Annotated in this window: 10 protein-coding genes; 4 read left to right on the forward strand and 6 right to left on the reverse strand. The window is 66.5% G+C overall.

Annotation, left to right across the window (positions count from 1 at the left end; translation table 11 throughout):
• Positions 1 to 6 precede the first annotated feature (6 nt).
• Positions 7 to 1,290: an ATP-binding protein gene (locus QM748_RS11230; RefSeq protein WP_415247049.1), complete on the forward strand. Its 1,284-nt coding sequence runs from the start codon at positions 7 to 9 to the stop codon at positions 1,288 to 1,290.
• Between the two features lie 27 nt (positions 1,291 to 1,317).
• Here the strand turns inward: QM748_RS11230 and dnaE are convergent, their stop codons facing one another.
• From dnaE to QM748_RS11255, 5 genes are all read right to left on the reverse strand, one after another.
• Positions 1,318 to 4,836, reverse strand: a complete 3,519-nt coding sequence (gene dnaE / locus QM748_RS11235; RefSeq protein WP_415247050.1) for a DNA polymerase III subunit alpha — start codon at positions 4,834 to 4,836, stop codon at positions 1,318 to 1,320.
• A gap of 59 nt (positions 4,837 to 4,895) precedes the next feature.
• On the reverse strand, positions 4,896 to 5,870 hold the full coding sequence (locus QM748_RS11240) for a quinone oxidoreductase family protein (RefSeq protein WP_415247051.1): 975 nt from the start codon (positions 5,868 to 5,870) through the stop codon (positions 4,896 to 4,898).
• Between the two features lie 37 nt (positions 5,871 to 5,907).
• On the reverse strand, positions 5,908 to 6,393 hold the full coding sequence (locus QM748_RS11245) for a phospholipase A (RefSeq protein WP_415248058.1): 486 nt from the start codon (positions 6,391 to 6,393) through the stop codon (positions 5,908 to 5,910).
• Positions 6,320 to 7,105 carry a hypothetical protein gene (locus tag QM748_RS11250; protein ID WP_415248090.1) on the reverse strand — a complete coding sequence of 262 codons (786 nt, stop codon included), beginning with the start codon at positions 7,103 to 7,105 and terminating at the stop codon, positions 6,320 to 6,322. Before QM748_RS11250 ends, QM748_RS11245 begins: the two co-directional genes overlap by 74 nt.
• A gap of 84 nt (positions 7,106 to 7,189) precedes the next feature.
• On the reverse strand, positions 7,190 to 9,487 hold the full coding sequence (locus QM748_RS11255) for an NADP-dependent malic enzyme (RefSeq protein ID WP_415247052.1): 2,298 nt from the start codon (positions 9,485 to 9,487) through the stop codon (positions 7,190 to 7,192).
• A 303-nt stretch (positions 9,488 to 9,790) separates the two neighbouring features.
• On the opposite strand from QM748_RS11255, the gene QM748_RS11260 reads away from it, so the two are divergent.
• Complete coding sequence (locus QM748_RS11260) at positions 9,791 to 10,570, forward strand: ParA family protein (RefSeq protein ID WP_415247053.1); 780 nt, start codon at positions 9,791 to 9,793, stop codon at positions 10,568 to 10,570.
• An 80-nt stretch (positions 10,571 to 10,650) separates the two neighbouring features.
• Here QM748_RS11260 and QM748_RS11265 read toward each other — a convergent pair whose 3' ends face one another.
• Positions 10,651 to 11,550 carry a LysR substrate-binding domain-containing protein gene (locus QM748_RS11265; RefSeq protein ID WP_415247054.1) on the reverse strand — a complete coding sequence of 300 codons (900 nt, stop codon included), beginning with the start codon at positions 11,548 to 11,550 and terminating at the stop codon, positions 10,651 to 10,653.
• Between the two features lie 127 nt (positions 11,551 to 11,677).
• On the opposite strand from QM748_RS11265, the gene QM748_RS11270 reads away from it, so the two are divergent.
• Entirely contained in the window at positions 11,678 to 12,166 is a 489-nt protein-coding gene (locus QM748_RS11270) for a VOC family protein (RefSeq protein ID WP_415247055.1), read from the forward strand.
• Positions 12,163 to 12,756 carry a glutathione S-transferase family protein gene (locus tag QM748_RS11275; RefSeq protein ID WP_415247056.1) on the forward strand — a complete coding sequence of 198 codons (594 nt, stop codon included), beginning with the start codon at positions 12,163 to 12,165 and terminating at the stop codon, positions 12,754 to 12,756. The genes QM748_RS11270 and QM748_RS11275 overlap by 4 nt, the downstream gene beginning before the upstream one ends.
• The last annotated feature ends 4 nt before the right edge of the window (positions 12,757 to 12,760 follow it).

Below are 12,760 nucleotides of genomic sequence, written 5' to 3' on the forward strand. Positions count from 1 at the left end.
GCGCGAATGAAGACCTCGCTCTCGCGCCGGCTGTTCCGCACCTTCCTCGCCATCGGTTTCATCAACGTCGCCGTCACGCTGGTCATCATCGAGAGCGTCTACGACGACATGGAAGACAGCATCCTGCGCCACGAACTGGCGCTGGAGCGGGCTTTCCTCGAGCAGCACGTCAGCGGCACAAAGGTGGAGTCCCGCGATACGGCGCTGCTGACCACGCTGTACGTACCCGATGGGGTGCCCCCGGCCGAACTGCCCGAAGTTTTCCGCGACCGCCCGGTGCCGTTCTCCGCCGAAGTGGAAATGGCGGACAGAACCTGGCTCATCTCCATCGAGCGCGTGGCGAAGCCTCCGGGCGTGATCTACCTCGCCCAGGACATCACGCTGATGGAAGGCCGCGAAGCAGCACAGCGGTTTGGCTGGGGACTGTTCGCGTTGCTGGTGCTCGGTCTGGTCGTGCTGCTGACGCGCATCGGCACCCGCCGCATCCTCGGCCCGCTGGACGATCTCACCCGCCACATCGCGCGCCTGCAGCCAGGTTCGCCGGTCGCCCGCATCGACAGCCGCTACGAGGACATGGAGCTGGCCAACATCGCCGCCACCCTCAACCAGTTGCTCGATGCGCTGGACGCCTACGTGCAGCGCGAGAAGTCGCTGGTCAGCCTGGCCAGCCACGAACTGCGCACGCCGGTGGCGGTGATCTCCGGCGCGCTGGACGTGCTGGCACAGCGCAACTCGCTCGGCGACGCCGACCGCCGCACGGTGGCGCGCATCCGGCGCGCCGCCGATGCGATGCGCGCCGACGTCGAAACCCTGCTCAAGCTCGCCCGCCGCTCCGGCGACAGCGACCAGCCGGAGGATCTCGACCTCGCCGACAGCGTGCGCGCGATCGTGGCCGAGCTGGAGGACGGCACGCCGCAACAGGCCGGGCGCATCAGCTGCAAACTGCCCGAGCCGTCACCCGTCATCCATGCCGACCCGACCCTGGTACGCATGCTGCTGCGCAACCTGGTGCAGAACGCAGTGCGTCATACCGCCGGCAAGGTGCAGATCGAACTCGGCGCCCACAGCCTCAGCATCAGCGATGCCGGTACGGGGTTGCCCGAGCATATCCGCACCCGCCTGAACGCTCCCCCGGATCGTCTGGTGCCGGAAGACGGCCTGGGCCTGTTCATCGTCCGCCTGATCTGCGAGCGCCTGGGCTGGCTGCTGCGAGTGCGCCGCAGCGATGCCGGCGGCACGGTGCTGGATCTGCTGTTCCTGCCGGACGCGGCGCGCGGCGCTCAGGAATGAAGGCTTTTACCCGCGGCCGCGGCGGCCTCAGTTCGGATAGACGATCTCCACCGCCTCCGGCGCCAGCCAGTCGCGCAGGCTCTCAAGCAGCGCGTCGTCCAGCCGCACCCGCCAGCCGTCACCCAGCGGCAGGTCGGCCTCGGCGGCGGCATTGCGGTAGTTGACCCGCACAGGGCAGCCGCCTTCGCGGAAGGGTTCGAGCAGGGTCTGCAGCTTGCCCGCCGCAGCGAGCGCGCCGCCGCTGGCCGCGACCTCGCCGTTGATGCGTACCTGCAGGGCGCGGGCAAAGCGGCTGCGCGCCTCGCCCAGGGTCAGCAGGCGCTCGGCGACGATGCGCAGGCCGCCGGAAAAGTCGTCGTTGCTGACCTTGCCTTCGACCACCAGCACTTCGTCGGTGACGATCTTGCCGCGGTTGGCGTCGAGCACTTCGGAATAGACCGCGACCTCGCGCGGCTGGCTGCCGTCGTCGAGCTGGACGAAAGCCATCTTGCCGCGGTTGCCCATCTTGGTACGGGTTTCCATCACCACGCCGGCCATCATCGTGATGTCGCGCGAAGGCTCCAGCTGCGCCAGCGTGCGGCGCACGAAGCGGCGCACCTCGGGCTTGAAGGCGTTGAACGGATGGCCGGAGAGGAAGAAGCCGATGGCGAGCTTTTCTTCCTTCAGCCGCTCGCGCTCGGTCCACGGCCGAACCTTGGCGAACTCCGGCGCCGCGCCGGCGGCCTCCGGCATCATGTCGAACAGACCGCCCTGCATCGCGTTGGCCGCAGCCTGCTCGGCGGCTTCCATCGCCAACGCCACGGTCGCCATCAGCTGCGAGCGATCCAGGCCGGCGTGGCCTTCCAGCGTGTCCATCGCGCCCGAGCGGATCAGCGCCTCGATGACGCGGCGGTTCACCATCCGGCGGTCGACCCGTTCGCAGAAATCGAACAGGTCGCGGAAGCCGCCCGCCTTCTCGCGCGCGGCGATGATCGCCCGCACCGCCGGCTCCCCCACGCCCTTGACCGCGCCCAGGCCGTAGCGGATGGTCTTGCGATCCACCGGCACGAAGCGGTAGTCCGAGGCATTGACGTCCGGCGGCAGCACGACGATGCCGTTGGCGACAGTGTCCTCGAAGAAGATCTTGACCGTGTCGGTGTTGTCCAGGTCGGACGACATCGTCGCCGCCATGAAGGCGGCGCAGTGGTGCGCCTTCAGCCAGGCGGTGTGGTAGGTCACCACCGCATAGGCCGCGGTGTGCGACTTGTTGAAGCCGTACTCGGCGAACTTGGTCATCAGGTCGAAGAGCTGCTCGGCCAGCGCCGGGTCGTAGCCCTTCTGCTTCGCGCCTTCGGCGATGGTGGCGCGGTGCTTGGCCATCTCCTCCGGCTTCTTCTTGCCCATCGCGCGGCGCAGCATGTCGGCGCCGCCCAGGGTGTAGCCGCCGATGATCTGGCTGATCTGCATCACCTGTTCCTGGTACACGATGACGCCGTAGGTCGGCTCCAGGCAGGCTTTCAGATCGGGGTGGAAGTAGTCGATCTCCTGCTGGCCCTTCTTGCGCAGAATGAAGTCGTCCACCATGCCCGAGCCGAGCGGGCCGGGGCGGTACAGCGCCAGCACCGCGATGATGTCCTCGAAGCGGTCGGGCGCAAGCTTCTTCAGCAGCTTCTTCATGCCCTCCGATTCGACCTGGAAGATCGCCGTGGTGTTGGCGTCCTTCAGGATCTGGTAGGCGGCGGGATCCTCGAAGCCCAGGCTCATCAGGTCGGGCCGGCTGCCCTCCAGGCGCTCGACGTATTCCAGCGCCAGCTCGATGATGGTGAGGTTGCGCAGGCCGAGGAAGTCGAACTTCACCAGGCCGACCGCCTCGACGTCGTCCTTGTCGAACTGCGACACCGGCGAGGCATCGTCGCCGTCGGCGATGTACAGCGGGCAGAAATCGGTCAGCTTGCCGGGCGCGATAAGCACGCCGCCGGCGTGCATGCCGACGTTGCGCGACAGGCCTTCCAGCGGCTGCGCCAGTCCCCACAGGGTCTGGATCGCCTCGCCGTCGTTGCCGTCCTTCATCATCTCGCCGATCTGCGGCTCCATCTCGTAGGCCTTGTTCAGCGAGACGGGCTTGGCGCCCTCGATCGGGATCAGCTTGGACAGGCGGTCGCACAGGCCGTAGGGCAGGTCGAGCACGCGGCCGACGTCGCGCACCACCGCCTTCGAGGCCATGGTGCCGAAAGTCGCGATCTGGCTGACCGCGTCCTTGCCATAGCGCTCGCGCACGTATTCGATGACGCGGTAGCGGTTGTCCTGGCAGAAGTCGATGTCGAAGTCGGGCATCGACACCCGCTCGGGGTTCAGGAAGCGCTCGAACAGCAGCGCATAGGCGAGCGGATCGAGGTCGGTGATCTCCAGCGAGTAGGCCACCAGCGAACCCGCGCCCGAGCCGCGCCCCGGCCCCACCGGCACGCCGTTGCGTTTGCCCCAGCGGATGAAGTCGGCCACGATCAGGAAGTAGCCGGGGAAGCCCATCTGGATGATGGTGTCGGTCTCGAACTTGAGCCGCTCCTCGTAGCGCGGGCGCTGCTGCTCGCGCTCCTCCGGGTGCGGGTAGAGCTGGACCAGGCGGCGCTCCAGGCCGGCCTTGGCCTCCTGGATCAGGAAGTCGTCCAGCGTCATGCCTTCGGGCGTCGGGAACAGCGGCAGGAAGTTCTTGCCCAGCTGCACCGTCAGCGAGCAGCGGCGGGCGATCTCGACGGCGTTTTCCAGCGCCTCGGGAATGTCGGCGAACAGCTCGCACATCTCCGCCTGGCTCTTCAGGTACTGCTCTTCGGTGAAGTCGCGCGGCCGGCGCTTGTCGGCCAGCACGTAGCCCTGCGAGATGCACACCCGCGCTTCGTGGGCCTGGAAGTCCTCGCGCTTGAGGAATTCCACCGGGTGCGTCGCCACCACCGGCAGGCCGAGTTCGCCGGCGATCTCGAGCGCATGGCGGATGTAGCCCTCGGTACCCGGATGGCCGGCGCGCTGGATCTCGATGTAGAAGGCGTCCGGGAACAGCCGCGCCCAGTCCGCCGCCAGCTGCGCCGCCTGCGCGGGGTTGCCGGCGGCAAGCGCCGCGCCGACGTCGCCCTGCATCGCGCCCGACAAGCACAGCAGATCGCTCGCCGCGCCGTTCCCGAACCATTCGCGCCGCATCTCGGCGCGGCCGCGGTACTTGTTGTCGAGATAGGCGCGCGTCAGCAGCTCGCACAGCTGGCCATAGCCCGTCCGGTTCTTGCAGATCAGCAGCACGCGGTGGGGCTTGTCGCGCTCGATCTCGTTCTGGATCCAGGCATCGACGCCGACGACGGGCTTGATACCCTTGCCGCGCGCGGTCTTGTAGAACTTGACCATGCCGAACAGGTTGGCGAGGTCGGAGATGCCGAGCGCCGGCATGCCGTCGGCTGCCGCGGCGGCGATCGCCTGGTCGAGCTGGACGATGCCGTCGGTGATCGAATATTCCGAGTGCAGGCGGAGATGGACGAAACGCGCCTGAGGCGGCGAAGCGGATGGCAGGTTCTGTAAGGCAGTCATGGGCGCGATTTTACCCGAGGCCACCGGCCCTCACCGCCCTCTCGTCGCCCGCCGTCCTGTTACGGCATCAGGACGGTGGAGCCGGTAGTCAGGCGGGCTTCGAGGTCGAGATGGGCCTTTGCCGCATCCTTCAGTGCGTAGCGCTGGTTGACCGCGACATGCAGCTTCCCGGCAGCAACGAGCTCGAACAAGGCAGCGCTGCGAGACTCCAGCTCCTCTCGCGTGCCGATGTAGTCGAACAGGGCCGGGCGGGTGACGTACACCGACCCCGAACGGGCCAGCAGCCCGCAGTCGAAAGGCGAAACCGGCCCGGTGGCATTGCCGAAGCTCACCATCATGCCGCGCCGTTGCAGGCAGGAGATCGAATCAAGGAAGGTGTCGCGGCCCACCGAATCGTAGACCGCCGCCACGCCCGTACCGCCGGTCAGCTCGCGCACGCGCTCGGCGAAGCGCTCGCGCGAATAGACGATCACGTGGTCGCAGCCAAGCGCCCTCGCCTTCGCCGCCTTGTCGTCGTTGCCGACCGTACCGATCACGGTTGCGCCCAGCAGCTTCGCCCACTGCACCAGGATGGAGCCGACGCCGCCGGCCGCAGCATGGACCAGGATGGTTTCACCCGCCTTGACCTGGTAGGTGCTGTGCAGCAGATAGTGCGCGGTGAGGCCTTGCAGCATCATCGCCGCGCCCTGCTCGAAGGAAATCGCCTCGGGCAGCCACACGAGATGGCGCGCCTCGATGTTGCGTGCCTCGGCATAGGCGCCGAGCGGCCCGCTGGTATAGGCAACGCGGTCACCGGCCTTCAACTCGGCCACGCCCTCTCCGACGGCCTCGACCACACCAGCCGCCTCCAGGCCGAGCCCGGACGGCAGCGACAGCGGATACAGTCCGCTGCGGTGATAGGTGTCGATGAAGTTCAGCCCCACCGCATGGTGGCGGATCTGGACTTCTCCCGGACCCGGTGCCGGCAGCGGCACCTCTTCCCATTCCAGCACTTCCGGGCCGCCGGTGCGGTGAAAGCGAATCGCGTGCGTCATGTCCATCTCCTGAGTGAGCGTACGCGGCGGCCATGCCTCAGCGCACGAGTGAGATACCGATGCGCCACTGACCGCCATCGTCCCTGTTGTAGTCGAGCAGGGTCTCGCCATAGCCGCCCACGTACTGCAGGTGCAGGAAAGCTCCCACGCCCGAAAACACGCTGCGGCGCAGCGGCCAGGACAGATCGAACTGGCGGCGCATCTTGCCCGCCGTGCCCCTGCGCAGCAGCGAAGTGAGCATCAGGCCGTCGTCCCGCCCGTAGCGTAACCCCAGTTCGGCATAGCCACGGTAACGAGCGATGTCAGGATTGTCCTCGCGATCGAGATAGGTCCACACCTTGGGTTCGAGGCCGAAATAGGTCACCCCGTCGTCCAGGTAATAGCGTCCCTCGGCCTTCAGGAACAGGGTGTCGATGCTGCGCGAATCCTCGTCGTCCTTGCCGTTCGACTCATGCTCGTAGCCGCCCGACAAGGCGACGAAGCCTCCATGCGAGGGATCGGAGATCAGCCAGCGATAGAACAGCGAGGGCCGGAAGCTGGTATCGCGGAAAGGCTTCGAGTTCCACCTGCAGATCCCACAGCGAGGTCTGCGTGAAACCGAAATAGAGGCCGCGCGCCACCGGGAAGTGCTCGGCCACGACACCGCGATCGTCGAACAGGCGATAGCGGAAGCTGAACTGGAAGCGCGCCGAGACCGGGCTCTTGCCGCCGACGAGAAAGTACATCGGCTCGTGGGCGGCCAGCGCCGACGGCTGAACCGGCTCGCCCTGCGTTGCTGCCGCCGAGATGACCGTTCCGCTGCGCGAGACGTTGCTCGACTGGGCCGTTTCCACCGGGCTGCGGAAAGCGGCTCCCGCATCCATCACGATGCGGGCCGATGCCGCATCACGCAAGGACAACGTGGCGAAACCGGTGACCTCGCTGGGCCATTGGCCGAGGTAAAGCCGCTGCTGCGTGCGTTCGTCTGCCGCGGCCGCGGCGACCAGCTCGAGCGCGATGCGCGGGCCGCCGTCGGGCAGCTCGATCTGCGCGGACAAGCGTTCCGGCAGCTCTGCACCTTCAGCGGGGCCGATGACGATCACATCGAAGCTGCGGCCTGGCACAACGCGCGGCTCCGGCGCGGCCAGCAGCCATCCGTTCGCCATCGCCGGCATGCCCGCCAAGCCCAGCACACATGCGAACATCCCGCGGACAAGCGGGAAACGGAGGGCTTTCGGAGCAAAGCTGGTCAGCATGGACAATACGGAAGGGGCTCGCCTTGGATGATTGAACGGAAGGACCGCCGGGCGCCACCTCGGCTGGTGGCGCCCGGCGGAGGATCAGGCCGGCTGTTCGGCGCGCGAGGCCTGCGCATCCACTACGGCCAGGGCCGTCATGTTGACCAGGCGCCGCACGGTCGCCGAAGGCGTCACGATATGCACCGGCTTGGCCGCACCGAGCAGGATCGGCCCCACCGACACGCCGTCGCCGTTGGCGATCTTCATCAGGTTGAAGGAGATGTTGGCGGCGTCGAGGTTGGGCATCACCAGCAGGTTGGCTTCACCCTTGAGGCGCGAATCCGGATGCAGATTGTCGCGGATGTCCTCGGACAGCGCAGCGTCGCCGTGCATTTCGCCATCGACGTTCAGATCAGGAGCGGTTTCGCGCAGGATCTCGCAGGCACGGCGCATCTTGCGGGCCGACACCGAATTGGAACTGCCGAAGCTGGAATGCGACAGCAGCGCAACACCAGGCTCGATGCCGAAGCGGCGCAGTTCATTGGCCGCCATCAGGGCGATTTCGGCCACTTCTTCCGCGCTCGGATTCTCGTTGACGTAGGTGTCGGTGACCGCAAGCATCCGCTTGGTCAGCATCAGCAGGTTCATCGCGGCGAACTGCTTGGCTCCCGGCGCCAGGCCGATGACATCCTCGACCTGCTTCAGGTGGTAGTCGTACGAGCCGAAGGTACCGCACACCAGCGCATCGGCATCGCCACGGCGCAGCAGCATGGCGCCGATCAGCGTGGTGTCGCGGCGGATCTTGGTCCTGGCCAGTTCGGGCGTGACGCCGTCACGGCTCATCAACTGGTAATACTCGGTCCACAGCTCGCGGTAGCGCGGGTCGGACTCAGGATTGACGATCTCGAAGTCGCGCTCGGGCACGAGATTGAGGCCGATCTTCTTGATCCGCATCTCGATCACATCGGGGCGCCCGATCAGGATCGGCCGCGCCAGACCTTCATCGAGCACCACGCGCACCGCGTGCAGCACGCGCTCTTCCTCGCCCTCGGCGTAGATCACGCGCTTCTGCTCGGCCGGCACCCGCTTGGCAGCCGAAAACACCGGCTTCATGACCATGCCGGACTGATAGACGAAGGCATTCAGACCCGACATGTAGGCATCGAAATCCTCGATCGGCTTGGTTGCCACGCCCGAATCCATCGCCGCCTTCGCCACCGCCGGCGCGATCTTGACGATCAGGCGCGGATCGAAGGGCTTGGGAATGATGTACTCGGGGCCGAAGCTGAGTTCCTGGCCGCCGTAGGCGCTGGCGACGACGTCACTGGCTTCGGCTTCGGCCAGCTCGGCGATCGCCTTGACGCAGGCGAGCTTCATCTCCTCGTTGATCGTGGTCGCGCCGACGTCGAGCGCGCCGCGGAAGATGAAGGGGAAGCACAGCACGTTGTTGACCTGGTTCGGGAAGTCCGAACGGCCGGTGGCGACGATGCAGTCGGGGCGCACGGCCTTGGCGTCGGCCGGCAGGATCTCGGGGTTCGGGTTGGCGAGCGCGAAGATCAGCGGCTTGTCGGCCATCTTCGCCACCATTTCGGGCTTCAGCACGCCGGCGGTCGACAGGCCGAGGAAGACGTCGGCGCCCTCGATGACCTCGCCCAGCGTACGGGCATCGGTCTGCTGCGCGTAGCGGGCCTTGGTCGGCTCCATGTTGGCTTCGCGGCCTTCGTAGATCACGCCCTTGGAGTCGCAGACGTAGATGTTCTCGCGCGTGAGACCGACGCTGACCATCAGGTCGAGGCAGGCGATGGCGGCCGCGCCGGCGCCGGAGCACACCAGCTTGACGTCGGCGATGTTCTTGCCGACCACCTTCAGGCCGTTGATCAGGCCGGAAGCCGAGATGATCGCCGTGCCATGCTGGTCGTCGTGGAAGACCGGGATCTTCATGCGCTCGCGCAGCTTCTTCTCGATGTAGAAGCACTCGGGCGCCTTGATGTCCTCGAGGTTGATGCCGCCCAGCGTCGGCTCGAGCGAGGCGATGATGTCGATCAGCTTGTCAGGGTCGTTCTCGGCCAGTTCGATATCGAACACGTCGATGTTGGCGAACTTCTTGAACAGGCAGCCCTTGCCTTCCATGACCGGCTTGGAGGCCAGCGGACCGATGTTGCCCAGACCCAGCACTGCGGTGCCGTTGGTGACCACGGCGACGAGGTTGCCGCGGCTGGTCAGTTCGAAGGCTTCGGCGGGGTCGGCGACGATCGCATCGCAGGCCGCGGCCACACCGGGCGAATAGGCCAGCGCGAGATCGCGCTGGTTGGTCAGGCCCTTGGTCGGAACGACCGAAATCTTGCCTCGCGTCGGCGAACGGTGATAGTCGAGCGCAGCGGCGATGAAATCCTGATCCATGTTTGGTCCCCTCGTGGAATGAATGTCTTGTGAGTCATGGCGGGCGCTACCGCCCGCCATATCGCGCTGCCCGGGAAAAGCACACGCAGTTCCGCCATCCGGGCTGGCTCGTTCTTGTTTTTGGCGCGCCGCACCCGCTCCACTGCTCTTGGCAGCCGCAGGATGCCCGGAAATTGACGTCGCGGAAGTTTAGCGCAGCGAACAGGCCTTTGGCACGGCCGCTTGCTGATATCCACTATCCGTAAAAACCCCTGCCCATGCCGCTTTTTGGCAGAATGCGGGCTCCGATCGAGGGAGTGAAGAATGCGACGCGTGGTATTCAATCAGAAAGGCGGCGTGGGCAAATCGACCATCACCTGCAACCTGGCGGCGATCAGCGCACAGCAGGGCAAGCGCACGCTGGTCGTCGATCTGGACCCGCAGGGCAACTCCACCCAGTACCTGCTCGGGGCAGTTGCCGAAGATCTGGACGCCACGCTGGCCGACTTCTTCGACCAGACGCTGAACTTCAAGCTCAATCCGCGCGCCACCACCGACTTCGTCGTCGCCACGCCTTTCGAGCACCTGCACGTGATGCCCTCGCACCCGCAGCTCGAGGAGCTTCAGGGCAAGCTCGAGTCGCGCTACAAGATCTACAAGCTGCGCGATGCGCTCGAAGAACTGGCCGACGATTTCGACTGCGTCTTCATCGACACCCCGCCGGCGCTGAACTTCTTCACCCGTTCTGCGCTGATCGCCGCCGATGCCTGCCTGATCCCCTTCGACTGCGACGAGTTCTCGCGCAAGGCGCTGTATTCGCTGCTCGAGAACGTGCAGGAGATCAAGTCCGACCACAACCGCGAGCTGCAGGTCGAAGGCATCGTCGTCAACCAGTTCCAGCCGCGCGCCAGCCTGCCGCAGAAAGTGGTGCAGGAACTGATCGACGAAGGCCTGCCGGTGCTGCAGCCCTATCTGTCGGCCTCGGTCAGGATCAAGGAATCGCACGAACAGGCGAAGCCGATGATCCATCTCGACCCCAAGCACAAGCTGGCGCAGGAGTTCGTCGCCCTGCACGACACCCTTGCCCGCAAGTACGGCGCCTGAAAAGAATACGGCAAGACGGCGGCCCTGCCGCGACGCCCATCCTGGCGGCAGCGGGCAACTCCAGCGCCCGCGCCAATACTTCACGCATCGGGGTCGGGAATCTGCGGCCGCAGCCGCTCGGCCATCCAGTCGATGAACAGCCGTACCCTGGACGGCAGCAGCCGCGAATGCGGATACACCAGCTGCACCGGCATGTCGGGCAGTTCGAACTCGCGCAGCAGGCGGACCAGCCGCCCATCAGCCAGTTCGGCCGCAACCTGGTAATGCAGCAGCCGGGCGACGCCAAGCCCTTGCACACAGGCGAGGCTGGCGGCCTGGACCTGGTTGGTGCCCAGACGGGCCGGCACCGGCACGTTCAATGCAGCCCCCCTGTCGCTGAAATGCCACTCCCCGCCATGTTGCGCGAACACGATGCAGGCGCATTCGCGCAGCGCGGACGGATGTTCGATTCCGCCCTGGTGACGCAGGAAATCCGGACTGGCGCAGACGACGTGCCGCGTCCTGCCCAGCGGCACCGCCACCATCGACGAATCGGGAAGCTGTCCGATGCGCAAGGCGAGATCCAGCCCCTCCTCCAGCAGATCGACCATGCGGTCGAGCAGGATCAGCTCTACCCGCATCGCCGGATGCTGCGCGAGGAAGGCATTGACCAGCGGCACGACATGGCGCCGGCCGAACTCGACTGGCGCCGTCAGCCGCAGCAGCCCGGCAGGGCTGTGCCGCCGGACATCGAAGCTGTGCTCGATCTCGTCGAACTCGGCCAGGATGCGCCGGCTCCAGGCAAGGAACTCCGTCCCCTCGTCGGTCAGCGCCAGTCGCCGGGTGTTGCGGTTCAGCAGGCGCACGCCGAGGTGTTTTTCCAGCGCTGCCAGGCTGCGCACCACCGCCGCGGCAGACTGGCCCGAGGCACCCGCCGCCGCGCTCAGGCTGCCGGCATCGACGATGCGCACGAAGGTTGCCATCGCTTTCAGTCTGTCCATCGTTCGCCTTCCCGCTTGCCGTTCATTTGTGCGCCGGGCGCAATGGTGTTGTCAGCCCGGCGCCATTGATGGCGCGCGCCAGGGCGCCGACACTGGCCTTGCCCCGACATCGCCGCCGACTCCCGACATGAATGCCGCTGCATCCTCTCCAGCCACCTTTTCACCCGGCTCGCCCCCGCCCGCCAGCGCCGCGCGCAACCCGGCCCGCCTGCTGGCCTACGACCATGTCGGCATCCGCGTCAGCGACCGCCGCCGGGCGCTCGACTTCTATGAGGCACTGGGCTTCACCGAAAGCGCGCGCTTTCCCGAGCACGAGGCCAACGAAATGCTGAGCCCGGACGGCGTGCGCATCAACCTGATCTTCAATGCCGCGCGCCGGCCGCACGCGCGCAACGTGCTGCTGGACGAAGCCCTCAAGCTGCCGGGCATCACCCATCCGGCATTCGTCGTCGATGACCTGGCTGCACTGCAGGCCTGGCTGGGGCAACGCGGCATCGCCATCACCGAAGGGCCGCATCATATCGGCCCCCGCCGCATCGCGCTGTTCATCCGCGACCCGGATGGCAACGTGCTCGAGTTCAATCAACTGACCCACGACAAAGGAGACAAAGCATGAAACTCTACGACCTGGAACTGTCCGGCAACTGCTACAAGGTCAGGCTGTTCGCGGCGCTGGCAAACATCGATCTTGAGATCGTACCGGTCGATTTCCTCGGCGGCGAACACAAGCGTCCGCCGCTGACCGAACTCAACCCCTGGGGCGAACTGCCCATCCTGGTCGATGGCGAGCGGGTGCTGCGCGACTCGCAGGCCATCCTGGTCCACCTCGCCGGCAGCTACGGCGGCGCGGCCTGGTGGCCGGCCGAAGCCCATCTGCAGGCCGAGATCGTGCAATGGCTGTCCACCGCGGCGAACGAGATCCAGCATGGCCCCGCGTCGGCCCGCCTGGTAGACAAGTTCGGCTACGCCATCGACAAGTCCGGCACCCTGGCCAAGGCTGCCCGCATCCTGCCGCTGCTCGACGCCCACCTGGCGAAACGGGACTGGCTGGCGCTGTCGCGCCCGACCATCGCCGACTGCGCGGTGTTCCCATATGTCGCGCTGGCGCCGGAAGGCGGCATCGAACTGTCGCCCTACCCCAACATCCTGCGCTGGATCGAGCGCATCAAGCGCTTGCCGGGCTATCTCGCGATGCCCGGCACCTGAACGC

It is taken from the genome of Thauera sp., assembly GCF_047601425.1.
Lineage (GTDB): Bacteria > Pseudomonadota > Gammaproteobacteria > Burkholderiales > Rhodocyclaceae > Thauera.

What these genes read in the sequence shown, in the direction of transcription:
- QM748_RS11230 (WP_415247049.1), top strand. Translation starts at nt 7, where the DNA reads ATGAAGACCTCGCTCTCGCGCCGGCTGTTCCGCACCTTCCTCGCCATC.
- dnaE (WP_415247050.1), bottom strand. Translation starts at nt 4,836, where the DNA reads ATGACTGCCTTACAGAACCTGCCATCCGCTTCGCCGCCTCAGGCGCGT.
- QM748_RS11240 (WP_415247051.1), bottom strand. Translation starts at nt 5,870, where the DNA reads ATGACGCACGCGATTCGCTTTCACCGCACCGGCGGCCCGGAAGTGCTG.
- QM748_RS11250 (WP_415248090.1), bottom strand. Translation starts at nt 7,105, where the DNA reads ATGCTGACCAGCTTTGCTCCGAAAGCCCTCCGTTTCCCGCTTGTCCGC.
- QM748_RS11255 (WP_415247052.1), bottom strand. Translation starts at nt 9,487, where the DNA reads ATGGATCAGGATTTCATCGCCGCTGCGCTCGACTATCACCGTTCGCCG.
- QM748_RS11260 (WP_415247053.1), top strand. Translation starts at nt 9,791, where the DNA reads ATGCGACGCGTGGTATTCAATCAGAAAGGCGGCGTGGGCAAATCGACC.
- QM748_RS11265 (WP_415247054.1), bottom strand. Translation starts at nt 11,550, where the DNA reads ATGGACAGACTGAAAGCGATGGCAACCTTCGTGCGCATCGTCGATGCC.
- QM748_RS11270 (WP_415247055.1), top strand. Translation starts at nt 11,678, where the DNA reads ATGAATGCCGCTGCATCCTCTCCAGCCACCTTTTCACCCGGCTCGCCC.
- QM748_RS11275 (WP_415247056.1), top strand. Translation starts at nt 12,163, where the DNA reads ATGAAACTCTACGACCTGGAACTGTCCGGCAACTGCTACAAGGTCAGG.